Origin of the sequence: Thermodesulfobacterium sp. TA1, assembly GCF_008630935.1 — a bacterium.
In the GTDB taxonomy this organism is placed as follows: Bacteria; Desulfobacterota; Thermodesulfobacteria; order Thermodesulfobacteriales; family Thermodesulfobacteriaceae; genus Thermodesulfobacterium.
Genome location: NZ_CP043908.1, coordinates 889,505 through 913,867 on the forward strand (window position 1 = coordinate 889,505; position 24,363 = coordinate 913,867).

19 protein-coding genes and 1 tRNA gene are annotated in these 24,363 nt (G+C 36.6%); 15 read left to right on the top strand and 5 right to left on the bottom strand.

Translation table 11 applies throughout. The features are described 5' to 3' along the window. The first annotated feature begins 300 nt into the window (after window positions 1-300). Together F1847_RS04580 and carB are read left to right on the top strand one after the other, a co-directional pair. Window positions 301-2,109, top strand: a complete 1,809-nt coding sequence (locus F1847_RS04580) for a SurA N-terminal domain-containing protein (RefSeq protein WP_150071916.1) — start codon at window positions 301-303, stop codon at window positions 2,107-2,109. Window positions 2,110-2,156: 47 nt separating this feature from the next. Continuing rightward, a complete protein-coding gene (gene carB / locus F1847_RS04585; protein ID WP_150071917.1) occupies window positions 2,157-5,411 on the top strand; it encodes a carbamoyl-phosphate synthase large subunit in 3,255 nt (1,084 codons plus the stop codon). Here the strand turns inward: carB and F1847_RS04590 are convergent. Genes F1847_RS04590 through F1847_RS04610 form a run of 5 tightly spaced genes read right to left on the bottom strand, consistent with a single transcriptional unit; the run spans window position 5,399 to window position 11,787 of the window. Next, the gene (locus F1847_RS04590; protein ID WP_150071918.1) at window positions 5,399-6,199 is read right to left on the bottom strand and encodes a biotin--[acetyl-CoA-carboxylase] ligase; all 801 of its coding nucleotides are present in this window, start codon (window positions 6,197-6,199) and stop codon (window positions 5,399-5,401) included. The genes carB and F1847_RS04590 overlap by 13 nt on opposite strands. Continuing rightward, on the bottom strand, window positions 6,187-6,846 hold the full coding sequence (locus tag F1847_RS04595; protein WP_150071919.1) for a hypothetical protein: 660 nt from the start codon (window positions 6,844-6,846) through the stop codon (window positions 6,187-6,189). The genes F1847_RS04590 and F1847_RS04595 overlap by 13 nt, the downstream gene beginning before the upstream one ends. 27 nt (window positions 6,847-6,873) lie before the next feature. Next, window positions 6,874-9,084: an acetyl-CoA carboxylase carboxyl transferase subunit alpha/beta gene (locus F1847_RS04600; protein ID WP_150072760.1), complete on the bottom strand. Its 2,211-nt coding sequence runs from the start codon at window positions 9,082-9,084 to the stop codon at window positions 6,874-6,876. An 11-nt stretch (window positions 9,085-9,095) separates the two neighbouring features. Next, window positions 9,096-10,487, bottom strand: a complete 1,392-nt coding sequence (locus F1847_RS04605; protein WP_150071920.1) for a biotin carboxylase N-terminal domain-containing protein — start codon at window positions 10,485-10,487, stop codon at window positions 9,096-9,098. Between the two features lie 7 nt (window positions 10,488-10,494). Further along, complete coding sequence (locus F1847_RS04610) at window positions 10,495-11,787, bottom strand: adenylosuccinate synthase (RefSeq protein WP_150071921.1); 1,293 nt, start codon at window positions 11,785-11,787, stop codon at window positions 10,495-10,497. Between the two features lie 190 nt (window positions 11,788-11,977). Here F1847_RS04610 and F1847_RS04615 point away from each other — a divergent pair. The 13 genes from F1847_RS04615 (at window position 11,978) to F1847_RS04675 (ending at window position 24,358) form a co-directional block, all read left to right on the top strand. Then, window positions 11,978-12,049 (top strand) — tRNA-Gly (locus tag F1847_RS04615). Window positions 12,050-12,072: 23 nt separating this feature from the next. After that, window positions 12,073-12,540: a ribosome maturation factor RimP gene (rimP, locus tag F1847_RS04620; protein ID WP_150071922.1), complete on the top strand. Its 468-nt coding sequence runs from the start codon at window positions 12,073-12,075 to the stop codon at window positions 12,538-12,540. A gap of 17 nt (window positions 12,541-12,557) precedes the next feature. Next, window positions 12,558-13,823 (top strand): transcription termination factor NusA, encoded by a 1,266-nt coding sequence (gene nusA, locus F1847_RS04625; protein ID WP_150071923.1) that lies wholly within the window; start codon window positions 12,558-12,560, stop codon window positions 13,821-13,823. Next, entirely contained in the window at window positions 13,816-14,052 is a 237-nt protein-coding gene (locus F1847_RS04630) for a YlxR family protein (RefSeq protein ID WP_150071924.1), read from the top strand. Before nusA ends, F1847_RS04630 begins: the two co-directional genes overlap by 8 nt. Then, the gene (gene pheA, locus F1847_RS04635) at window positions 14,045-15,121 is read left to right on the top strand and encodes a prephenate dehydratase (protein ID WP_150071925.1); all 1,077 of its coding nucleotides are present in this window, start codon (window positions 14,045-14,047) and stop codon (window positions 15,119-15,121) included. The genes F1847_RS04630 and pheA overlap by 8 nt, the downstream gene beginning before the upstream one ends. Beyond that, window positions 15,122-16,354, top strand: coding sequence for a M48 family metallopeptidase (locus tag F1847_RS04640; RefSeq protein WP_150071926.1), 1,233 nt, complete (start codon window positions 15,122-15,124; stop codon window positions 16,352-16,354). It begins immediately after the preceding gene. A 61-nt stretch (window positions 16,355-16,415) separates the two neighbouring features. Next, entirely contained in the window at window positions 16,416-17,237 is an 822-nt protein-coding gene (locus F1847_RS04645; RefSeq protein ID WP_150071927.1) for a 50S ribosomal protein L11 methyltransferase, read from the top strand. A 7-nt stretch (window positions 17,238-17,244) separates the two neighbouring features. After that, on the top strand, window positions 17,245-18,015 hold the full coding sequence (locus tag F1847_RS04650) for a type III pantothenate kinase (protein ID WP_150071928.1): 771 nt from the start codon (window positions 17,245-17,247) through the stop codon (window positions 18,013-18,015). Then, window positions 17,994-18,851 (top strand): LD-carboxypeptidase, encoded by an 858-nt coding sequence (locus F1847_RS04655; protein ID WP_150071929.1) that lies wholly within the window; start codon window positions 17,994-17,996, stop codon window positions 18,849-18,851. Before F1847_RS04650 ends, F1847_RS04655 begins: the two co-directional genes overlap by 22 nt. A 121-nt stretch (window positions 18,852-18,972) precedes the next feature. Next, the gene (locus F1847_RS04660; protein WP_150071930.1) at window positions 18,973-21,675 is read left to right on the top strand and encodes a chemotaxis protein CheW; all 2,703 of its coding nucleotides are present in this window, start codon (window positions 18,973-18,975) and stop codon (window positions 21,673-21,675) included. A gap of 17 nt (window positions 21,676-21,692) precedes the next feature. After that, window positions 21,693-22,175 carry a chemotaxis protein CheW gene (locus F1847_RS04665; RefSeq protein ID WP_150071931.1) on the top strand — a complete coding sequence of 161 codons (483 nt, stop codon included), beginning with the start codon at window positions 21,693-21,695 and terminating at the stop codon, window positions 22,173-22,175. Window positions 22,176-22,226: 51 nt separating this feature from the next. Further along, window positions 22,227-22,700, top strand: a complete 474-nt coding sequence (locus tag F1847_RS04670) for a chemotaxis protein CheX (RefSeq protein ID WP_150071932.1) — start codon at window positions 22,227-22,229, stop codon at window positions 22,698-22,700. Window positions 22,701-22,735: 35 nt separating this feature from the next. Beyond that, complete coding sequence (locus F1847_RS04675) at window positions 22,736-24,358, top strand: methyl-accepting chemotaxis protein (RefSeq protein ID WP_150071933.1); 1,623 nt, start codon at window positions 22,736-22,738, stop codon at window positions 24,356-24,358. The last annotated feature ends 5 nt before the right edge of the window (window positions 24,359-24,363 follow it).

A 24,363-nucleotide genomic window follows, 5' to 3' on the forward strand; every position in this document is an offset into this window, starting at 1 on the left:
ATAATTTGGTTGTTTAGTAATCTTATTATAAAAGTTTATAATCATAAGTCTTTTAACTAAGTTTCTTGTTTTTTACAACCTCTTTAACCTTTTTAAATCTCCTTCAAATTGTTTATAAAACTAAGTTGTCCTTTTTACGTTTTACAGGTTAAAAAATGTTAAAAACTCTCTAGTAGAAAAGAGCTACTTGTTACATTTTAGTTTTTTCCATTAGTTTTAAAAATACAAACACCGTTTAAAAAGTTTTTGACAATTTAAAAAATTTTTGGTATATTTATAAAAACTTATTAAGGTGTTTTTATGTTTGATTTTTTAAGAAAAGGCGCTACTTCAGTTTTTGCTAAAACTTTTTTAGCTGTCATTATCCTCGTTTTCGTTTTTTGGGGTATCGGAAGTTTTGTTACTTCCGAAAGAGACTTAGTCGCTAAGGTGAACGGAATCCCTATTACCGCTAAGGAATTTCAAGAATTTTATAATTTCCAGTTATTTCGTTTAAAGCAGGCCTTTGGTGAAATCAACGAAGAAGACCTTAAGAAATTAAACCTTAAAAAACAAGTCCTTGACGAACTTATCAAGATGAAACTTTTAGAAGACTATGCTAAGAAATTAGGAATAAAAGTTTTACCAGAAGAGGTTAGTCTTAGTATAGCTCAAATACCTTCTTTCCAAGAAAACGGAAGGTTTAGCCCTCAAAAATATCAGATGGTCTTAAAAGAATTAGGCACAACCCCTAAATTTTTTGAAAAATTAATTTATTATGACATCGTGCAGCAAAGATTAGAATTAGTTCTTACTACCCCTATCGTAGTCTCTGACGAAGAAGTTAAGGATTATTTAACCTTTTCTAAACAAGAATTAGACCTGTTAGAAGGGGTTTTACCTTTAAAAACCTGCATAGAAAAGATAAGTTATACAGAAAAAGACTTAGAAAACTATTATCTTGCCCATAGAGATATTTATAAAGAAGAAGAAAAGGTTAAGCTGATTTATTTGGTTGTGCCTTATGAAACCTCGGTTGAGGTAACCGAGGCTGAGGCTAAGAGGTTTTATGAACAAAATTTAGACCGGTTTAGAAAGCCTTTTAGGGCTAAGATTAAAACCTTGATAGTTGAAGGTACAGATGACGCTTCTTTAAAAAAAGCACAAAAGCTTAAAAGTGAGATAAAAAGCCTAAACGACCTTAAGATTGAAGCTAGATGGGTAGAAGAGGGTGCTCTACCAGATGAGATCAAATTAGTCCTTAAGCAGGCTAAGGAAGGTCAAATTTTAGGGCCTTTCAAAGTTTCTTCAGGTTATATAATAATAGGGGTTGAGGCTGTCAAGCCAGAAGGGGTGGCCTCTTTTGATGAGGTAAAAGGAGATATCTATAAGTTTCTTAAAACTGAGAAAATAAGAAAAGTTACCCAAGAAAAGGTTAACAAAATTTATTCTGAAATCATGAAGGAGAATGATCTAAAAGTATGGGCTGAAAAAAATAAAATAAAACTTTTAGAGACCGATTGGCTTACTAAAAAAGACTTTTTAAATCTTTTTCAAAATCCCCAAGTAGCTAAAAAGGTATTTGAAGCTCCCAAAAGGGAGTTTTTAGCCCCTTTTGAAACTTCTAAGGGTTTTGTTATTTTAGAGGTTTTTGACAAAAAACCTGCAAGGTCTTTAGAGTTTGCCGAGGTAAAAGAAAAGGTTAAACAGGACTATCTGGCTAATAAAGGTAAAGAGCTTTGTGAACAAAAGGTTAAATCCTTTTTAGAAAAAGCTAAAGCTCAAAAAGAGATTGCCAAAGAAATTTTTGAAAAAGAAGGTTTTACAGTAAAAGAACACCGTTTAACCAGGTTGCAGGCCTCTCAACTATTTTCTCCTAACGTAGCTCAACTTTTTGCTACTGTAGGTGCTCCAAAGTTGATAGAAAGTTTTACTTGGGAAAAAGATGAGCTCAAAGTTTTTGCCGTAAAAGCCATTAAAAACTTTAATGGAACGATTTCTAATATAGAAATCCAACAAACGGGTTCAACCCTTTTAGCCCAAAAAAGAGACAAATGGTTTAAAAATTGGTATCAAAATCTTTTAAAGGCTTCTAAAATAAAAACTTATTCTCTATTTGAAAAGTTTTAGCTAAAAATTTTTTAAGTTTTAAACGATAAAGATAAAAGGGGAGGAATATGCCTAAAAGAACAGACATAAAAAAGATTTTAATTATAGGTTCAGGGCCTATTGTCATAGGTCAAGCTTGTGAGTTTGATTATTCAGGAAGTCAGGCATGTAAAGCTTTAAAAGAAGAGGGTTATGAAATAGTTTTAGTTAACTCCAATCCAGCAACCATCATGACAGACCCTGAAATGGCAGATCACACTTATATAGAGCCATTATGTCCTGAGGTAATAGAATATATCATAAAAGAAGAACGGCCTGATGCGTTGCTTCCTACCTTAGGTGGACAGACAGGTTTAAACATTGCTTTTGCTTTAGCCAAGAAAGGGGTGCTTGAAAAATACAAAGTCGAATTAATAGGAGCTAACGCTAAAGCTATAGAAAAGGCTGAAAGTCGAGAACATTTTAGAAAGGCGATGGAAAACATCGGACTAAAGGTGCCTAAGAGTTTAATCATCACTTCCTTAAATGAAATAGAAAAAGCCGTTAAAGAACTTGGTTTTCCGATCATCGTAAGGCCTAGTTTTACCTTAGGAGGAACAGGAGGAGGAGTAGCTTATAACATAGAAGAGTTAAGAGAAATCACAGAAAAAGGCTTAGAGATGTCCCTTATCCATCAGGTGATGTTAGAGGAGTCAGTGCTTGGATGGAAAGAGTTTGAGCTTGAAGTTATGAGAGATTTTAAGGATAATGTGGTTATCATCTGTTCTATAGAAAACTTTGATCCCATGGGGGTTCATACCGGCGATTCTATCACCGTAGCACCGGCTCAAACCCTTACAGATTTAGAATACCAGAGGATGAGAAGTGCTGCTCAGGCTATCATTCGAGAGATAGGGGTAGAAACAGGAGGGTCAAACATTCAGTTTGCGGTTAATCCTAAAAACGGAGACATGGTTGTTATCGAGATGAACCCCAGAGTTTCCAGGTCTTCGGCTTTAGCCAGTAAAGCTACCGGATATCCTATAGCTAAAATCGCTGCTAAACTGGCGATAGGTTATACCTTAGACGAACTACCTAATGATATAACCAAAGAGACTAAAGCTGCTTTTGAGCCAACCATAGACTATGTGGTGGTTAAGATTCCCAGGTTTACTTTTGAGAAGTTTTCAGAATCTCCAGATGAACTTACTACTTCTATGAGGTCTGTAGGAGAGACGATGGCCATAGGTAGGACCTTTAAAGAGGCTTTGCAAAAGGCTATTGCAGGTCTTGAGATAGGAAGATTTGGGTTTGGAGCCGACGGAAAGTCTCCTTCAGATCAAGGAGTAGTCCTTCCTAAGGAGGTTATTAAAGAAAAACTGGTTAAACCTAACAGTCAAAGGTTGTTTTATATAAGAGAGGCTTTTAAAGCCGGATTTAGTGTTGAAGATATCTATAATCTTACCTACATAGACCCATGGTTTCTTTATCATCTAAAAGAAATTTTTGATAAAAGCGAAGAGATAAAAGGTAGACCTTTAGAAACTTTAACCGTAGAAGAGATTAGAGAACTGAAACAAATGGGATTTACAGACTATCAAATAGGTTTTCTCACCAACACTGACCCTCATAAAGTAAGACAATATAGACAATCCTTGGGAGTAAAATCGACTTTTAAACTTATAGATACTTGTGCTGCTGAATTTGAAGCCTATACCCCTTATTTTTATTCTACCTATGAGGTAGAAAACGAAGGTAGGGCTACTAAAAACAAAAAGGTCCTAATCATAGGAGGAGGGCCTAATAGAATAGGGCAAGGTATCGAATTTGATTATTGTTGTGTGCATGCCTCTTTAGCCTTAAAAGAAAAAGGGGTTGAAGCCATAATGGTAAATTCAAACCCTGAAACCGTTTCCACAGATTATGACATTTCAACCAGGCTATACTTTGAACCCCTGACCTTAGAACATATTCTTAACATCTATGAAGAAGAAAATCCTGATGGAGTAATCGTTCAGTTTGGAGGACAAACTCCTTTAAACCTTGCAGTACCTCTTTATAAACATGGTGTAAAGATCTTAGGTACTTCTCCGGAAAACATAGACAGGGCAGAAAATAGAGAAAAATTTGAGCAGCTTTTAGAAAAGTTAAACCTAAAAAGACCTAAAGCAGGCACCGCTTATAGCGAAGAAGAGGCCATCAAAGTAGCTAATAGCATTGGATATCCTTTACTTGTTCGTCCTTCTTATGTATTAGGTGGTAGGGCCATGCGAATAGTCTACTCTGAAGAAGATCTTAAAGATTTTATCTCTGCTGCGGTCAAGGTAAACCCTGAACATCCTATTTTAATCGATAAATTTTTAGAAGATGCTATAGAGATAGACGTAGATGCTATTTCAGATGGGGAAACCGTGGTAGTAGCAGGTATCATGGAGCATATAGAAGAAGCAGGCATTCATTCCGGAGATTCTGCCTGTATCCTACCCCCTCTTCACATAGCCCCAAGACTTTTAAACGAGATAAAGGAAGCCACCAAATTATTAGCTAAAGAGTTAGAAGTAAAGGGACTCATAAACATTCAATTTGCCATCAAAGATGATGAACTTTATGTGTTAGAGGTTAATCCCAGAGCCTCAAGAACTGTGCCTTTTGTATCTAAGGCCATCGGGGTTCCTTTAGCCAAACTCGCAACCTGGATCATGTTAGGATACTCTTTAAAAGACATCGGATTTACTAAAGAGGTTATACCACCTTATTATTGCGTAAAAGAGGTGGTTTTTCCTTTTAAAAGGTTTCCTAAGGTTGATGTAATACTTGGCCCTGAGATGAAGTCTACAGGTGAGGTAATGGGTATAGATTGGGACCCAGCTTTAGCCTATGCCAAAGCTCAACTTGCCGCCGGGATGAAACTTCCTGTCTCTGGAACGGTTTTTATTTCAGTAAAAGATGAAGATAAACCTCTTGTCATCCCAATAGCTAAAACCTTACAAGAATTAGGGTTTAATTTAATAGGTACAGAAGGAACCTGTAAGTTTCTCTCATCCTTTGGAATAAAGATAAAAGAGGTTCCTAAGATTTCTGACCTTAAAAGGCCTAATATCTTAGATCTTATCAAAAATAAAGAAATAGTTCTTGCCATCAATACAGCCAAAGGTAAGGAAAGTAAAGAAGATGCCTATCTTATCAGAAGATATACCATGGAGTTAGACATACCTTATGCTACTACCCTTTCTTGTGCAAGGGCTATGGTTGAAAGCATTAAACGTCTAAAGATGAAATCTCTCTCTTTCTCATCTCTACAAAAATACTACAACTATCTTGATTATAAATTTTATAAAAGATAAAGAATTTCTCCTGTTGAAACTTCTATAGGACCTTCTTCTGAAATTAGGACTAATTTCCCTGAAGAGGTAATGTCTATAGCTTGGGCTATCAAATAATCATCCCGATCTATGTTATACCCATAGGCTACACACCTTCCCAAGGTATCAGAAAAGTTTTTAAAATCTTCTATAATCAAATTAGGTAAGTGCTCTTCCTCAAGGTGCTTTTGTTCAAACCACCTTAAAAATCCAAAATAATACCTTAACCAATGGATTAAGACTTCTAAAACTTCTAAAACAGGTATTTCTTTTTTTAACAAATTTCTAAAACTTTCAGAAGGTATACCTTTGGGAAGAGGATTGTTAATGTTTAATCCTATACCTATAATATACCAATCGTTAAATCTTTCGATCAATACCCCACCGATTTTTTTACCGTTTACATGTAGGTCGTTTATCCACTTAACTTTAGCTTGATAAATACCAAAATATCGAGCACATCTTACCATGGCAAGTCCAGGTATGAATGACACTAAAGAGGCATGATTTTCTAAAAATTCATCATATAAACTTAAGGCTACCCAAAGCCCACCTTTTTCCGCAAACCATTTTCTGTCAAACCTACCTTTAGCCTCTAAAAGAAGATCTCCTCTTACTATCCTTCCGTTAGCTGTTCTTGGATACAATTTAATAAGGTCTTTAGAGGTTTGGATAGCCCGTGAAAGGGTAGGGAAATGCCAAACTTCTCTACCTATTTCTGGAAAAAATTCTGAAAAGTCTAAATTTAAAAATGAGGTTAAAGAGGCCACTCTTCTTTGATACGAGAAACTATCTTTTCTAAATAGGGAAGTTGTTCCTCAGGACAGAGTCCAAGCAAAGGTTGTTCCCTTTCAACCAGTTGAAAGGGTTTGAAATAAACCCGATAAATAAGAAAAGTGCCTTCCGCATTTAGGAAAATAGGGGTTTCGCGTTTCATAAACGTCATAATCAAGAGTTCATCCCCTTTTTTGACTTTTACTTTGTGTAGTCCTTCTTTTTCTATCTTAGCTGTTAACAAAGGGCTTAAAACATACTTTGCTGTTTCTGGAGCCTTGATGATGTAAAGAGCTGACATTAAAACTTCGGAAATTACCTCTTCTTGAGAAAGAGGATGTTTAATTTCAAGTATCGTTTCTTCAGCTTCAACAAACCTTCCCAGAAGGTCTGTTCTTAAATTTTGCACCCAACCATCGATATAGGCCCTTATAGTTTTTAAATTTTTCTCTCTTTCCAACACAAAAAGGGGAGTTCCTGGTTTTTCTAACCATTTACCTGAAGGACCTTTTACTTCATCTCCTTCTTTAACCAAAAATTCTCTGATATAACCAGTATGTATCGTATTCACTTTAAAAATTTTATATGGATTACTTTTAAATTTTTGAAGCATACGATTTAAATGTTCATATTCTATCCTCATGGTTTAATCCTTGTTGTTTAGCATTTTTTATCTATAGTATAGATTTTTACCACCCATCGTGAGCAAAGCAGTAAAAAGTTTTTTCCGAAGTTCTCGTCTGTCCCAAATACCTTGGATGTGTCCTCTTTTTAAGGCGTTTTCTGCACTGTGATAATCAGGAGGAATGTCTTGTCCTGTAGTCTCTTTTATCACACGAGGACCAGCAAAGCCCAACCGGGTAGACTTTAAGGCAAACTGATAAGGTGCAGACCCTAAAAAACTGGCTATAGGTCCAGCATAAGAATTGTTGTCATACACAACGATGTAAAGCCCTCCTTCATCTACATAGTCTCTTACAGCCATCGTGCACCTTGGCATTTGAACTACACCTAACGTGCCTTCGTGTATTCTTATACCCCCAGTAGTATGAACTAAAGCTAAAAACGGGCGCCTGGTAAGCTTAGCCAGTTCTATTGCTCTTATAAATTTCTCCCCTTCGGCTACTCCTACTGTTCCTTGCCTAAACTCTGCTACTAACATCACTGCTATAAGCGAAATTCCACCTATTTTAGCCTCAAAGGATATAAGGCTTGAGTTAAGTCCGGTTTTTTTTCTTGCTGCCTTTAGTTTTTCTGCATAACCTTCAAACTCTAAGGGATTGGTGGAAAAGACTTCATCGTTAAACGTGCGAATGCTGTTTTTGTCAAAAATGTTGTTTAGGTACCACTTATATTCTAAGGGAAAATGATAGCCACAATTAGGACAAACGCCACAAAATTCTCCGTAAAGGTCTGGTACCCAAAGGTCTGGACATCCATGTTTTTCAGCCTGAGGACAAGTAACCGTTTTATCTTCTAACGCTAAAGGGCTTATATAAGTAGGGATGTCCTCATCTTGTAAAGAAGGGGTGACAACCTTAGTGCTTATTTTTTTACCTACAATAAGATTATAGACCGTTTTTATCGGGTCAGAAACAGGTTTCAAAAGAAGGGTAGATTCACTGGTTAATTCGTCCAAAAACTTCTTAAAGGTTTTTTGTCCTTGTCTTAAAATTTTATACTTTAGTTCGTTTTTAAATTTAACGCTAACATTATGTCCCAAGTCAAAAAAGGATTTAATCAGACTTTTGCTTTCATAAATCGCCCATTGGGTCATCTTTCTGTATTTTTTATAGCGATTTTCTATTAAAATTTCTACTTCATCTTCGTCTAAATCCCAGTTTACATAGTATTTAAAATTTTCTGTTTCTTGTTTAGAAACGGCATATTTTCTTAAAAATTTTATACTTCTTGTTCGAAGGACAACCTCATCTGTAGCTTTTATCAATTCTATTTTTAATCTTTTAAAGAATTCATAATCTTTTTTTCTGGCTCCAAGTGGTGGTTCTGGTATAATTCTGTCTATCGTTCCAAATTGGAGGTTATCTTTTGCGGTAAGTTTAAGTGCTTTAGCACATTTTTCTACCAATTCTCTTGGAGGGCGGCCATCTCTTATTTTGGCCTCTATAGCAGCTGCCCCTTCAGGACTTATTACAGAATAATATCCTTTTTCTGCCATAAGTCTCATGTCAGCTAAACCTATAGCTTCAGCCCCTCCAGACCCTCCTTCAGAGATAAAAGATATTATAGGGACTTTTAATTTAGCCATATAATAAAGATTTCTTGCGATCTGTTGCGCTGCTCCTGGATAATCTTCTATAGGATAAGCCCCAGGAGTAAAAATAAAAAAATGTATTGGAATCCCTTCGGTTTCTGCCATTTTCATATAACGCAAGGCTTTTTCATTACCCCAAGGTTTAGCACTTCCTCCTTCTCTAAACTCTTCTCCATGTCCTTTTTCATGACCTATAACCATTACCTGATGAAAAAATATTTCGTCTCCTACCTTTCTTACGATCATAGCTTTAGCACAAACCACAGCAGGGTCTATATTAAGCTCTCCTTCACCCCCAAGCTCCATATAAGAGTCGTAAACATTTTCTAAAATATCCTGAAGGGTAAACCTTTGAGGATGCCTGGTGATTTTTACTATCTCATAAGGGGTTAATGTTTTTTCTCCTTGTTCTAAAAGCACTTCAAGCTGTTTTTCTGTTTTTTGGATAAAATCTTCTAAATAAACTTGCTCGTACTTATAAAAATTGTCATAAACTTCTGAGATTTTATTTATCAAAGAACTTATATCAAAAAACTCTTCTCCTTTAATATCTCTAATATAGGTAGCGGTTTCTAAAAGGTTTTTTAATTTTTTATGTAGTTCCATTTGCATAGGCTTTACGCCTCTAAAAATTTATATAAAAGCTCTGTTTTTTCCTTTAAAAAGGAAATGTTGGTTTCTAACTTTTCTCCGTTAGGGGTAACCCCTTCTATGATGAGTTGGTCTAAGAAATCTAATCCTTTCTTTTTAGCTTCTTCAAAAGTTTCGCCATAGATAATAGCTAAGGCAAGGTTGGGATCAAACTGAGTAGGAATGGTATAAGGTTTATCCTGAGGAACATGAGTTCTCATCGTAAGCCAAGGCACTTTTGGCCAACTAAACTTGTTTATAGTTCCACTTAAAGGCACAAACCCTCTTTTAGTGTCTTCAGCAATCAGACGATATTCTATGCTTGTCCCTTTAAATTTTATGTCTTTTTGAGAATAACCTAACTTTTCCCCAAAGGCTATCCTTATTTGTTCTTTTATAAGGTTTACCTGTTTATTATGAATAAAAGAAATTTTAGCAGATATTTCGTTTTCTACTTGGATCCTGGTGTTAACCTCCATTAAATAAAACTTTCCGTCTGGGGTAACCAGCCATTCCCAGGTGCCTACACTGTCATAATTAAAGTTTTTGGCAAGTTTTATCGAATAGTTTATAATCTCTTCTTCCACTTTTTGGGGATCAAAGTTGTAGGTTTGTTGAGAAGAAAAACCAGGGGCTATCTCTATTCTTTTTTGTTTATGTGGACTCTGGATAGTACAATTCCTGGTTCCAAAATGTACATATTCTCCGTGCTTACTGCCCAAAATCTGTACTTCTAAATGTTGAAAAACTGGGATTTTGCCCTCGATAATTACCCCTTCATCTCCAAAAAGTCTTTTAGCGTAAGCCCTAATTTTTCTAAAAGTAGGCCTTAGTTCATCTAAGTTTTTAACCTCTTCAATACCCATCCCACCGCCGCCAGCTACAGCCTTTACCAGAAGAGAAGGCTTTTGAATCCCTAAAGAAGAAAGTTCTTCCAAAAGTTCTTCTGCTTTTAGTTCAGCCTCTATTTCGTTGTAAACAGGCTCTGTAGTCCCAGGGATAACAGGAATACCGAGATCTTTAGCAAGTTTTTTCATAAAAAGTTTATTTCCTAAATCTCTTATAGCCTCCCAAGAGGGCCCGATAAAAACCAGAGGTCTTGACCTCTTAACTACCCTCCTGGCAAAACGATAATTTTCTGAAAGAAAACCATACCCTGGGTGTACTGCGGTACAACCAGATTCATCAGCCACGGCCAAAAGGTCATTCATATCTCGGTAATCACAAATACGATATTTTTTTTCTGCAAGCCTTACATGCAAAGACTCCTCATCTTCTTTGGTATAAACTACCACATAATCAACCCCTAATTCTTGACAGGCTTCCATGATGCGAAGTGCAATCTCCCCTCTGTTAGCGATTAAGACCCTTTCTTTCATAAGTAGCCTATGTATTAAAAGGATTTTTCAACAGAAAACAGCTTTCTCTTTCAGGTCCAACCGATAAAAGAGCTATCGGAACTTGTAGATAGTTTTCTATAAATTTTATATAATTTTTAGCCGACTCTGGAAGTTCTTTAAAGTTTTTAACTTGACTAATGTCTTCTTCCCAACCAGGTAGCTCTTGATAAACAGGTTCCACCTTTTTAAGTTTTTCAAGATCTGAAGGGAAAAAGTCGATAACTTCTCCTTCACACTTATAACCTATACAAAGTTTTATGGTTTTCAACCCTGAAAGCACATCAAGTTTAGTAACGGCTAAATTAGTAAGGCCGTTCAACCTTAGTGCAGTTTTTACCATAACTAAATCTAACCAACCACATCTTCTCGGTCTACCTGTAGTTGCGCCGTATTCTCCTCCTTTTTCTCTTAAAATGTCTCCCAGTTCATCGTGAAGTTCTGTAGGAAAAGGACCTTCTCCTACTCTGGTGGTATAAGCTTTAACTATTCCTAATACAGAATTAATTTCAGTAGGACCTAAACCGCTTCCACAGCAAGCATTACCTGCTATGGTGTTAGAAGAGGTCACATAAGGATAGGTGCCATGGTCTATGTCTAAAAAAGTACCTTGAGCCCCTTCAAAGAGGATGTTTTTTCCAGACTTTTGGGCGTTCCATAATACTTGAGAAACATCTGTAAGATAAGGTTTTAGATATTCTCCAAAGGCTACGTATTTTTCATAAATTTCTTCAAACCTTAATGGTTCTGCATTAAGATACTTTAATAAAAAATTTTTTTCCTCTAAAAATTTTTTAAGCTTTTCTTTAAAGGTTTCAGGATAGGTAAGGTCTATCAATCTAAAACCCTTTCTTGCCACTTTATCTTCATAACAAGGGCCTATACCTCTACAGGTTGTGCCTATTTTGTTTTGGGCAGCCTTAGTTTCTCTGGCTATATCTAAAGCTTTATGATAAGGCATGATAGTTTGAGCCTTTTCGCTAATTATCAGTTTGTTAGGAGAGATATCTACTCCTTCCTTCTTAAGCTTTTCTATTTCATTTATCAAAACTTCAGGGTCAACAACCACCCCGTTTCCGATAACACAAATCGTGTTAGGTCTAAAAATACCAGAAGGGATAAGATGTAAAATATGTTTTTTTTGATTTATCACTAAAGTATGCCCTGCGTTGTTTCCTCCTTGAAACCTTACTACAAAATCCGCTTGCTCAGTAAGCACATCAACCACTTTTCCTTTTCCTTCATCTCCCCATTGAGTTCCAACCACAACCAAGGTGGGCATCACAGACCTCCTAATTTTTTTCCCAAATTTTAAATTATACCATAAAAATTTCTAAAGCAAATCCTATCAAAGTTATATCCAAAAGTTTCATGGTTAAAACAAAATACCTCAAACATTTCTAATTTTTTAAAAACAAACTTGTCAAACTGAAGAAATAATTTATAATATTTTTTATTAAAAAGTTTAAAAAGCGGGCGTAGCTCAGGGGTAGAGCACCAGCTTCCCAAGCTGGGGGTCGCGGGTTCGAATCCCGTCGCCCGCTCTTATTTTATTTTTAAGGCTATTATGATAGAAAAAGACTTAAAAGAAAAGATTAGGGAGCTGGTTGAGATACCTATTATAAAAAAAGGTTTAGAATTGGTAGACCTTGAATGGAGAAGGGAAAGAAACGGTTGGGTTTTAAGGTTGTTTATAGACAAACCTGGAGGGGTTACGATAGGAGATTGTGCCAAAGTTAGTGAAATGGTTGGTAAAATTTTAGATAAAGAAGACCTTATTCATCGTTCATACAATTTAGAAGTCTCTTCTCCAGGGATAGAAAGACCGTTGGTCAAAAAAGAGGATTTTGAAAGATTTCGAGGAGAAAAAGCTAAGGTGGTCCTCAAAACCCCTTTAGAAGGGCGTAAAAATTTTTCAGGGATTATTCTAGGAATAGAAGAAGACTTTTTATTGTTAGAAATAGACCAAAAGGTTTGGAGGTTGCCTTTAAACGAGGTTAAAAAAGCTAATCTCCAGCCAGAGTTAAAATTTTAAAAAAGGAGTACACCTTTATGCAGCAGGGAGACCTTAAAAAGGTTATAGAGGCTTTAAGTAAGGAAAAAGGACTTTCTAAAGAGGTATTGATTGAAGCTCTGTTAGAAGGTATAAAGACAGCAGCGAAAAAGAAATTCGGCAACAAAGTTAAAATAGAGGTAAAATACGACGAAGAGACCGGAACGATAGACATTTACAAGCTAAAAGAGGTAGTATCCCAAGTCTCTAATCCGGAAACAGAAGTAGCTTTAGAAGATTTACAAAAAATGGGAATAGAGGCTAAGATAGGAGACCTTATAGGAGAAAAAATAGAACTGCAAGAACTTGGAAGGATCGCTGCTCAGATAGTAAAGCAGCTTTTTTCCCAAAAAGTAAGACTGGCGGAAAAACAGATTGTTTATGAAGAGTTTAAGCATAAACTTGGAGACATTGTAAGTGGATATGTTCACAGGTTTGACAAAAGAGGGGTAATTTTGGCTGTAGGCAGAGCAGAGGCCCTTCTTCCTGAAGAAGAACAAGTTCCTGGAGAAAAATACATTAGAGGAAACCGTCTAAAAGCTCTGTTGATAGAGGTTTACAGACAACAAGAACCTCAGTTGGTAGTTTCTCGTTCTCATCCTGCCTTTGTAAAAAAACTTTTTGAAAAGGAGGTCCCTGAAATACAAGAAGGGATTGTAAAAATCGTATCTGTAGCCAGAGAACCTGGTTCAAGGACAAAAATAGCGGTTACCTCTAATAACCCAAACATAGACCCTGTAGGAGCTTGCATAGGAGTTAGAGGTTCTCGTATTTCGATAGTTTTAGAGGAAATAAACTTGGCTTCTAAAGCCGATAAAAGAGAATATAGAGAAAAGATAGATGTGGTGCTGTGGGACCCTGACCCAGCTAAGTTTGTTTACAACGCCTTAGCCCCTGCGGAGTGTAGCAAGGTAATAGTAGATGAAAAAAGCAAGTTGTTAGAGGTAGTAGTCCCTGATGACCAGTTATCCCTTGCGATAGGAAAAAAAGGAGAAAACGTTAAGCTTGCATCTAAGCTAGTAGGTTGGAAAATAGACATTTTAAGTGAAACCCAATTTTTAAGAAGGCAAGAACCGGAGTTTTTGAAACTTATTAAAGTAACAGGTCTTTCAGACGAAGTAGCCGGCTATTTATACGAAGCAGGTATAAAAGACCTAAAAACTCTCTTAGAAACCCCTGCCGAAAAAATAGCAGAACTTACCAAATTAAGTTTAGACCAGGTAGAGCAAATTTTAGAAAAAGCTAAAAAAGAACAAGTTGGTTAAAAAAGGACATATTCCTGAAAGAACCTGTGTTTTTTGTAAAAAAAGGGCGCCTAAGACCGATTTTTTTAGGTTTACAAACCAAAAAGGCAACCTTGTTTTTGACCCAGAGCAAAAGCTCGAAGGTAGAGGTGCCTACTTATGTAAAGAATGTTTTGATAAAAAAGACAACCTTAAAGTTAGGGCTAAACTTTTAAGGGCTTTAAGATTAAATCTTTCTTCAGATGAATAAAGAAGACCTTAAAAAACTAAGGCATAAGATAGATAAAATAGACGACCAGATTCTTTTCCTGTTAAAAAAGCGTTTAGAATTAGCCAAAACCATAGGTAAGCTAAAAGAGGAACTTGGGTCCCAAAGTTTAGACCTTATTAGAGAAAGAGAGGTTTTAACCAGAGTTCTTAAACAGAATCAAGGACTTTTCCCAGAAGAAGCCTTAAAGGTTATTTATTCTGAAATTATAAAGGCTTGTAGAAGCGTTCAAGAAAAGATTAAAGTAGCCTATCTTGGACCTGAAGCTACCTTTAGCCATATAGCAGCCTTAGAATATTTTGGGACTTCTGCTGAGCTTATTCCAGTAGAAACCATATTAGATGTTTTTGAAGAGGTTTCAAGTGAGAGGGCTAAGTTTGGTGTGGTGCCGATAGAAAACTCTATCGAAGGGGTTGTGGCTACCACCCTTGATGCTATTTATGAGTATGGATTAAAGGTCTGCGGAGAGATTTACCAGTCTATTTCTCACCATTTGTTAAATCAAACAGGTAGGCTTGAGGATATAAAAAAGGTGCTTTCTCATCCACAGGCTATAGCTCAATGTAGAAAATGGCTAAGAAAAAAGCTACCTAATGTGCCTGTGGATACAGTGCCTTCAACCGCGCTTGCGGCTAAATGGGCGGCGGTAGATGAAAAGGTGGCTGCTATCTCAAGCCTTATGGCAGCTAAGCTCTATCATCTTCAGGTGGTGGCTAAAAACATAGAAGACATAAAAGGCAATTCCACCAGATTTTGGATTATAGGAAAAGAAGAAATGCCTTTTACTGGTAAAGATAAAACTTCTCTTATTTTTAGTGTTTCAGACAGACCAGGTGCTTTGTTTGAGGTTTTAGGTTGTTTTGCCAAAAGAAAGATAAACCTTACTAAAATAGAAAGTAGACCTTCTAAAAACGAACCTTGGAAATACATTTTCTTTCTTGATTGTGAAGGTCATATTGAAGAACCGGCGGTTAAAGAATGTATAGAAGAGATGAAAAACCACTGTCTGCAGGTAATTTGGTTAGGCTCCTATCCGAAAGGGCAAGCTTAAGTGTTTTATGAAGACCTTATCTATCTTTGGGTAGGATTTCTTCTTTTTGAACTTTTTCCTGAAACCTCCTTTAGTTTTCCTATTTCTTTTTTAGTTCTCAAAGAAATTTTATTTGTTTTAACCCTTCTATTTTGTAAAAAATTTTTGAGGTCTAAAGAATTTTCTATTGTGATGTTTAATTTTTTTAATCTTTTAGTAATGGGTTTATTTGTGGTTGACCTTGGTCTGTTTGGGGTTAAATCGTGGTTATCTCGATATTATTTTTCATCTTTTTTAGGGTTTTTGTGGTTTTTACATTACGTAGTTTTTGTAAGAGTTTTTCTTTTTGAATTTTCTTTGACCTATTTAAAAATACTTCTTGGTATGATGAGCCCGATCCTTTTTTTGGTCTTCACCGAAGAAGTTTTAGCCATTTTTAACCTTAGGTTAGAAAGTTATACTTATCCTTTGTTGTTAATAGTGGCATTGTTTCTTTCTCCGGTAATGATGATAAAATTTTTTCCGGTAAAAGTGTTAACCAACTTAAAGGCCAGAGAATTGGTTTTAGGGTTTTTTAAAACCTTTAAGGTTACGATAAGAGAGATTTATGTGCTTCAAGACTTTGGAAAAAAGGTTTATACCGCCGGGGTTATAGGTTTTTTCCCTAAGTTTAGGTATATCTTTTTCTCTCAGCCTTTATTAGACCTTTTAGACGAAGAAGAACTTTTAGGGGTTTTAGCCCATGAACTTGGACATATAAAAAATAGACATGGATTATGGTTGCTTTTGGTTTTGATAGGACTTCCTTTGTTTTTAACCTCAATTTTTTTTATACTTTTATTTTTAAATCAATTTTTAGGATTGGGTTTTGAAGCCTATTTAAAAAGGCTACCTCCTTATTTTGTAGAGACCTTAGGAGTTTTGGGAATAGTTTTTTTGGCTTACCTTTATGTAAGGTATGTTTTTGGTTATTTTTTAAGGCAGTTTGAGAGAGAGGCTGATTTTTATGCCTTAAAAATTCTTGGAAATCCAAAAGGGATAATCTCTTCTCTTATAAAAATAGGTGAGGTTTCTGGGCAACTCTACCGAAAAAGCTGGCATCATTATGGTATTTTTGAAAGGGTCTGTTTTTTGCAGGAGGCGTTCTCAGGAAGGTATGTTTTTAAAAAACATTGGTTAAAAATTAGGTTAACGCTAATCACTTTCTTGATGCTAAACCTGGTGGTGATTTTGTTTTTTGAATTTTTAGGTTGATAAGGATAAAAAGGTTCTTAAAATACAAATTTAAAATTTTAGGGAAAGATTTTAGATAAACATGCTAAAAGGCAAACATAAGATCTACAAAGACCTTTATGTATACGTTTTAAAACCTGCGCATCCCAAATTAACCCAACTCGAAGATGAAGATTTTATAGGTCTTTGGGAAGAAGACGGGATGGCGATTCTCTTTTTTCACTGTCCTAAAGACGAGCTGATAGAAAAGCTTATTAATCGGTACAGTTTGAAAGTTTATGCAAAAGATGTTATCCCTTATAACCAATGGATTGAAAACAGATTCCCCCAACCTATTAAAATAGGTAATCTTACTATAGCACCTGTTTGGGTTGAAGGAAACTGGGATTTAGTATTTGACCCAAGCGTGGTTTTTGGGGAAGGGAGACATCCTACAACCTCTATGATGCTTGAGTTGAGTTGGGAGCTTTATGATCGCTTTGACAGACCTAAAACCGTGTTAGACATAGGTTGTGGAAGCGGGATTTTAACCCTTTTTTGGGCAAAGCTTGGTGCTAAGGTCTTTGCGGTTGACTTAAACCCTCTTTGTGTAAAGGTTACCCAACACAATCTGCGCTTAAACAATCTGTTAGACCAAGCCACACTAAAACAAGGGAACATCTTAGACCTTTTACCGATAGAGTCTGAAGTAGTCCTTGGAAACCTTTACCGCCTTCTTTTGCTTAAACTTTTTGAAAACCAACATTTTTGGCAGGCAAAGTATTATCTCCTTTCAGGGTTTAACGAAGAAATGGAAAAAGAACTCTTAGAAAAGGTTGCAAACCTTCCTTTACAATTACTTATAAGGAAAACTTCTCAAACCTGGGTTTGTTGGCTGTTAAAAAACCTGGCTAAAGGAGGTTAGAAAGGCTATGCTTCTTACTGTTGACATAGGCAACACCGCTACCACCTGTGGTTTTTTTGCAGAAAACGGACAGCTAAAAGCCCTTTTTAGTTTTAAAACCGAAGTTCCCGTTTCAGCTGAAGAATTATTGGTAAAACTAAAAGCCTATTTAGACCTCTATCAGATACCCCTTAAAGACATAAAAGGTTTATCGATAGCCTGTGTGGTTCCTCCTGTTTTAAACTGGTGGGTTGAATTAGGTAGAAGATGGTTAGCTAAAGAGGTATTGATAGCAAATCATGAGACCGTAAACATTCCTTTAGACCTCCTTTATCCTTGCGAGGTTGGGGCAGACCGATTAGTTAATGCGCTTTCAGGATGGGAAAAATATAAAGGTCCTTTGATTATAGTTGATTTTGGTACAGCCATAACCTTTGATTGTATCTCTTCTACCGGGGTCTACCTTGGCGGTGCAATCGCTCCAGGAATTTTTATCGCTACCGAGGCTTTATTTAAAGGCACAGCTAAACTTCCCAAAATAGACCTAAGCGAGCCTCTTTCACAGGTTATCGGCAAAGATACTGTCTCAGCCTTAAAAAGCGGGCTTTTAATCGGTTTTGCCGGGCTTACTGATACCTTAGTAAAAAAACTTTCTGAAGAAATGGGTAGCAATCCTAAGGTTATAGCTACTGGAGGTTTAGCTAAGTTTTTAGTTCCTCTTACTACCACGATAGAAAAAATAGACCCCTATCTTACCCTGGAAGGGCTTTATTTTCTATGGAAAAATCGGTTAAAATAGCCATTTTTGCTCCGGCAAGTCTTCCTGACCTCGAAGAATACGAAAAAGCCTTAGCATTTCTTAAAAACGCTGGGCTTGAAGTTTTTTCCTTGGTTGAGTTTACCTCAAAAACCCCCTATCAAAAAGCTAAAGAACTTTTTTCCCTGCTAAAAGATACCTCTTTGGACTATCTGTGGGCAGTAAGAGGTGGTTTTGGGTGCGTTAAGCTTTTTCCTTATTTAGATGGGTTTTTAGAAAAGGATGTTGAGTTTTATCCTAAGCCTTGTTTGATAGGTTTTAGCGATATCACTGCCCTTCATCTTTATTTATATAAAAGGTTTAAAAAAACTGGAATACATGCTCCTAATGTGGTTAGTCTAAACTATTTAAAAGAAAAGGCTTGGAAAGAGCTTTTAGGTTTGATTTTAAGAAAAAAGAAAGAAAGAATTTTAGAAGGAAGGGCTTTAATCGAGGGGGAGGCAGAAGGCTTGATTTTAGGAGGAAACTTAATTACTTTAGCCAGCCTGTGCGGGACCCCTTATTTTTCTGTAGATGAACCTTTTATTCTTTTTATAGAGGAAACTAAAGAAAAACCTTACAGGATAGAAAGGGCGCTTCTTCAGATAATTTTTACGGTTGGGGCCGAAAAGATCAAAGGTTTGGCTGTAGGAGACTTTGGAATATCAGAAGTCAAACCCCTCTTAGAAAAAGTTTTACCCTATTTAAAGAAAAATCTCCCAGTAGGGTATGGGTTTCCTGTAGGACATACCTCAAACAACCTTCCTTTCTTTTTAGGAAAACGGGGATGTTTAAAAATTTTTAAAAATAGGGCACTTTTTTCTCAAAAAGTAGGTTAGAAACAAACTATAACAAGCTAACAATTAAAAATTAAATAATCCTTAAAGTTTGACAAAAAAATTTTTTCAAATAAAATTTTTTTATAAGTTATTTACGGAAACTATCTACGGAGGTAAGACGATGGTATTTGATGAAGATATTTTACAAGATTTCTTAGTCGAAGCAAAAGAGGCAATAACTAATTTAGAAGAAGGTTTTCTTGAATTAGAGAAAGATAAGGAAAATTTAGAGGTCATTCGTTCTCTTTTTAGGTCTATGCATTCGCTAAAAGGGGCTTCAGGGTTTTTTGGTTTTAAATCTCTGGAATCTATCGCCCATTTTTCAGAAGATATCCTTTCTAAAATCAGAGATGGTCTTCTCAAACCCGAAGAAGATATAATCGATATGTTGCTTAAGGCGGTTGACTGGATAAAGTTTATCGTTCAACATTTAGAAACCCAAAAAGAAGAACCTATAGACGATAATCTACTTGAGTTTTTAGTAAGCTTATCTAACTTTACAGAAAAGCTTAAAAAAAGGATAGAAGGTAAAGAAGAACCTATGCAAAAGGCCTCTCAAGAACCTTCTCAAGAAACAACCCAAGAACCTAACGCACAAGAACCTACCGAAGAAGTCCCTCAAGAAGTTGAAAAGGTTGAGGTTAAAGAAGAAACAGATAAGGAAGAAGAAGAAGAAAAGAAAAAAGAGGAAGAACCTAAAGCGGTTGCAGAAAAAGCAGTTGCGGAAAGAGTTGTCAGCGAAAAAGAGAAGAAAGAAATCCCTCAAACTGCAACCCCCCATGTTGAGCTAACAGAGACTCATATCAAGGTAGACGTAAAACTTCTTGATACCCTTATGAATTTAGCAGGAGAGTTGGTGTTAGCCAGAAACCGCGTGGTTCAGCTTGCACAAAAAATACTGGATGATGACCTTACCAGAAGCGTTCAGGCTCTTTCCATGATTACTACTGAGATACAAGAAACCATCATGAAAACGAGAATGCAGCCTATAGGTATGGTCTTTAACAAGTTCCCAAGGATTGTAAGGGATCTTGCTAAATCCTTAGGAAAAAAAGTAAACCTTCATCTTGAGGGAACAGAGACCGAGTTAGACCGTTCAATCATTGAATCCATCAAAGATCCTTTGACCCATTTAGTTAGAAACGCTATAGACCATGGTATAGAGCCCCCTGAATTAAGGGTTCAAATGGGGAAAAGAGAAGAAGGAACCCTGTATTTAAGGGCTTATCAAGAAGGCGGACAAGTGGTCATAGAAATAGAAGATGACGGAAGAGGAATAGATGTTGAAAAAATCCGCAAGAAAGCGGTAGAAAAAGGCTTTTTAACCTTAGAAGAAGCTCAAAGAGCTCGAGAAAGCGATTTACTGCAGCTTATTTTTAAGCCAGGCTTTTCTACCGCTGAAAAGGTTACCCAAGTCTCAGGTCGTGGCGTCGGGATGGATGTAGTTAAAACAAACATCGAGAAATTAGGAGGAACGATCGAAATAAATACCATCTATGGTAAAGGCACTACGGTTAGGATTAAAATACCTCTTACCCTTGCGATTATCCCTGCTTTAATCGTTACTTCTCATGGTTGGCGCTATGCTATTCCGCAGGTTAATTTAAAAGAGCTGGTTAGCATTGACCCTGAAAAAGACCTTCTTAAGGTAGGAGATACAGAGTTTTATAGACTAAGAGGAGAAATCATACCAGTCTTAAAATTAACCGAAATCTTAAAACAAGGGTCTCGTGATGGGGTATCTAAAGATGGATTATCTAAAAATTTAGTTATTTTAACCACTGGAGAGAGGGTGTTAGGACTGCTGGTTGATGAAATCTTAAACTCTGAAGAAATCGTGGTAAAACCCTTAGGAAAATGGTTTAAAGATATACCGGTTTATTCAGGTGCTACCATCATGGGTGATGGTGCATTGGCGTTAATACTTGATGTGGTTGGACTTTCTAAATATATAGGATTAAGTGTAGAAGAGGTAGAGAAACGTCATGACATGAAAGGTGTCACCATCAAAACCTCTAAAGAAGAAACCTATTTCTTACTTCTCTTTGACGTAGGACCTGACCGTTTGGCATTACCTATAGCCCTTATTTCAAGGCTTGACAAAGTAAAAGCAGAAGAACTACAGATTGTAGGAGGAAAAGAGGTTATTCTTTATGAAGAAAAGGTGGTTCCAGTTATCAGACTTGAAAACTACCTACCTTTGCAAGGACTTCCTTATCAAGACCAGTATACCGTCCTTTTCTTTACCGAAAGAGACAAGACTTGTGCTATCCTTTGTTCGGCTGTAGTTGATACTTTTGAAACCACCCTTGAAATAGAAGAAGGTTTGTATAACCATCCTGGGATATTAGGACATAAGATTATAGACGGAAAAACCGTTCTTTTTATAGACATTTATAAAGTTATAGAAATGTATGATCCAGAGTGGTTTATCGTCAAAATAAAAGAAGAGGAAATACATGTTAAGAGGATTTTATTGGCAGAGGATTCACCTTTCTTTAGAAATATGATGAAAAATTACCTTTCTGCTATGGGGTTTGAGGTGGTTTGTGTAGAAAACGGACGCGAAGCTTTAGAAAAATTAAACATTGACCCACACTTTGATTTAATAATAACAGACATTGAGATGCCTGAGATGGACGGCTTTGAGCTGTTAAAAGAACTAAGGGCAAATCCACAGTTTAGCAAACTTCCAGTAATCGTAGTTACCGCCCTTGCAGGAGAGGACATTAAGAAGAAGGTGTTTGAACTCGGTGCAAACGGTTATGAAGTAAAACTTCAAAGAGACCAGGTGCTTGAAAGGATTAATCAGCTTTTAAGCTAAAAAGGAGGTAAATAGATATGGATATTGTAAAAAAAGAAGATGAAAAAGTTCTTTTATCTAAGGAAAAAGATCAAAAGTTGGCGGTAAAAGAAACGATAACCTTTGTTACCTTTTATTTAGGCAACTTTTTGTGCGGAATCCCAGCAGAATTAATCATGGAGATAAACAAAGATACTGAAATAACCCCGGTTCCTTTAGCAGATGATTATATTTTAGGGATTATGAATTTAAGAGGCCAAATAGTAACGGTGATGGACCTTGCTAAAAGGGTTAACTTAAAAGAACAGATTAAGCCTACGATTAACCTTATCATAAAAAACGAAGGAGAGGCCCCAGTATCTTTTGTAGTAGAAAGGATAGGAGACATTTTAGAAGTCCCCTTTGATAAGGTAGAAAAACCACCAGAAAAAGTGGAAGGTATTTCTAAGGAATACATAAAAAACGTATATCAACTTCCTGATAAGATATTACTTATCTTTGATGTAGATAAACTGCTTTAGCTTTAAAAGTTTAAAAAATTAACCAATCCTAATAACAGGAGGGCTTAAAAGATGAACGCTCAGGCTATCGCAGATTGTGTAAAAAAGGCTGTAGAAGAGGTTATCGGAATGTATCTCATGAAAACACCGGTTTTAAAAGAGACCAAAGTAAGGCAGGACAACGAAGGCTTTAAGGATGTTTCAGTAATCGTAGGGTTAGCCTCAGACAAGCTCGAAGGGGTTCTTATCGTGAGCTACAACAAGGGCATCATCTTTGAGTTTATGAAAAACATCTTAGGGGAAGAAACCACAGACCTTAACAAAGAGGCGGTTGACGCCGCCGGTGAGCTTACCAACCAGATAAGCGGTGTTTTTAGAAGGGAACTTGAAAAGTTTGGATTAAAGCTTGAAGGATCCACCCCTTCTATCGTTACCGGAGTAGACCATAAAATAGAAATACCAAGCAAAATCCCCAGGGTTTCCTTCTTGTATAGCTTGGGAGATGGGCTTGACCTTATCGTTGAGTTTGGTTTAGGAAAAAAATAAGTCTTTTAACAATTTAATGAAAAGGAGGGAAACCTATGTTTAAGAACTGGAGTATCACTAAAAAATTGATTGCTGGTTTTGGAATTATTTTATTAATCGTAGGCTGTATTTCTTTTTTTACCTTGTATTCTCTTTATATCATAAATAAAGACGTAAAGGATTTAGACGAAAGGGCTGATAAAATCACTGCAGCCGCTAAGGTAAGAAGAGAAGCCATGGTAGGAGTTCATTATAATATAACCAAACTTTTTTTAGCAAATAATCCTGAAAAAAGAAAAGAGTATTATAACGCTATACTTAAAGCCCGGGAAGAATATAAAAAAGCCATAGATTTTCTCAAAGCCACTACCCGTTCAGAGGAGGGAAAAAAACGTTTAAAAGCCGTAGAAGATGCTATAGTTTCTGCCAGAGAGGTCACCAACAAAGCGCTTGAGCTTGTCTTAGCAGGCAATACAGCAGAAGCTATAGCTTTTTATGAAAAAGAAGTAATACCCAAAACCCATGTCATAGAAAAAAGCCTTGACGAATTGGTTAAATTTTACGGCGATGCTGCTGAAGAAGGAGCATCTGAAGTTTTATCTATAATAAAAAGACTTTTTGTAGTTTTGGTTGTTTTTGGTATAGTTTTTGTACTAATTTCTATAACAGTTGTATTTGGGGTTACTACTTCTATCAGAAGGTCTATCGATAAGCTTAGGCAAGCTCTTTCTCGGGTTAGAGAAGGAGACCTTGCGGTTGAGGTTGCTGTGGACAGCCGTGACGAAATAGGACTTATGAGTGCAGACTTAAAAGAGTCTCTTTTAGCCATTCGTAACCTTATCGAAGAGGTTAAGCATGTATCGGTTGCCCTTGCTGGCTCAAGCGAAGAGCTTTCAGCCATAACCAAGCAGTTTAAGTCAAGCATTGAGCACCAGACCCAAAAGGCAACCCAAATCGCCTCTGCCGCCGAAGAGATGAGCATAACTGTGGTTGACATCGCTAAAAACACAACCAACATCTTAGAAGAATCTAAAAAAACCGCCGAAATTGCAAAAGAAGGAGAAAACTATACCTTAAAAACCGCCTCTGAAGTAAAGATTATCGAAAAAACCGCAGATAAGCTTAAAGAGGTTATGTATACCTTAGAAGAAAGAACCAAAGCCATTGAAAACGTAATAGAGTTTATAAAAGACGTAGCCGAACAAACAAACCTTCTTGCCTTAAACGCAACGATTGAAGCGGCAAGGGCTGGGGAACACGGTAAGTCTTTTGCTGTGGTTGCAGGAGAAATAAGAAAGCTTGCTGAAAGAACCAACAAGTCTACCGATGAGATAGCAAATACGATAAGAGAGATAAAAAGTGTGGTTTCTGAGGTTAAAAGAGAGGTAGATGAAATCGGTGAAAAGGTAGAGACCGGGGCTAAGCTTTCTGAAGAAGCTGCCAATATCTTAGCTAAGATAGCAGATGCCGCCGAGAGGCTGCAAGAGATGATACAGAGCATAGCCTCTGCAACAGAAGAGATGAGTGTAACGGCTGAGGCTATGGCAAAGGATGTAGGAAGCGTTGCTGATGCTACTAAAGAGTTAGAGGCTGGAGTAGAACAGGTGGTTGCTACCACCGAAGAGGTTGCCAAACTGGGTAATGAACTTAAGGCCTCTGTAGAAAAGTTTAGGGTTTAAAACTA

Excerpts from the sequence above, each read along its gene's own strand:
- F1847_RS04580 (WP_150071916.1), top strand. The coding sequence starts at position 301 with ATGTTTGATTTTTTAAGAAAAGGCGCTACTTCAGTTTTTGCTAAAACT.
- carB (WP_150071917.1), top strand. The coding sequence starts at position 2,157 with ATGCCTAAAAGAACAGACATAAAAAAGATTTTAATTATAGGTTCAGGG.
- F1847_RS04595 (WP_150071919.1), bottom strand. The coding sequence starts at position 6,846 with ATGAGGATAGAATATGAACATTTAAATCGTATGCTTCAAAAATTTAAA.
- F1847_RS04600 (WP_150072760.1), bottom strand. The coding sequence starts at position 9,084 with ATGGAACTACATAAAAAATTAAAAAACCTTTTAGAAACCGCTACCTAT.
- F1847_RS04605 (WP_150071920.1), bottom strand. The coding sequence starts at position 10,487 with ATGAAAGAAAGGGTCTTAATCGCTAACAGAGGGGAGATTGCACTTCGC.
- F1847_RS04610 (WP_150071921.1), bottom strand. The coding sequence starts at position 11,787 with ATGCCCACCTTGGTTGTGGTTGGAACTCAATGGGGAGATGAAGGAAAA.
- rimP (WP_150071922.1), top strand. The coding sequence starts at position 12,073 with ATGATAGAAAAAGACTTAAAAGAAAAGATTAGGGAGCTGGTTGAGATA.
- nusA (WP_150071923.1), top strand. The coding sequence starts at position 12,558 with ATGCAGCAGGGAGACCTTAAAAAGGTTATAGAGGCTTTAAGTAAGGAA.
- pheA (WP_150071925.1), top strand. The coding sequence starts at position 14,045 with ATGAATAAAGAAGACCTTAAAAAACTAAGGCATAAGATAGATAAAATA.
- F1847_RS04645 (WP_150071927.1), top strand. The coding sequence starts at position 16,416 with ATGCTAAAAGGCAAACATAAGATCTACAAAGACCTTTATGTATACGTT.
- F1847_RS04650 (WP_150071928.1), top strand. The coding sequence starts at position 17,245 with ATGCTTCTTACTGTTGACATAGGCAACACCGCTACCACCTGTGGTTTT.
- F1847_RS04655 (WP_150071929.1), top strand. The coding sequence starts at position 17,994 with ATGGAAAAATCGGTTAAAATAGCCATTTTTGCTCCGGCAAGTCTTCCT.
- F1847_RS04660 (WP_150071930.1), top strand. The coding sequence starts at position 18,973 with ATGGTATTTGATGAAGATATTTTACAAGATTTCTTAGTCGAAGCAAAA.
- F1847_RS04665 (WP_150071931.1), top strand. The coding sequence starts at position 21,693 with ATGGATATTGTAAAAAAAGAAGATGAAAAAGTTCTTTTATCTAAGGAA.
- F1847_RS04670 (WP_150071932.1), top strand. The coding sequence starts at position 22,227 with ATGAACGCTCAGGCTATCGCAGATTGTGTAAAAAAGGCTGTAGAAGAG.
- F1847_RS04675 (WP_150071933.1), top strand. The coding sequence starts at position 22,736 with ATGTTTAAGAACTGGAGTATCACTAAAAAATTGATTGCTGGTTTTGGA.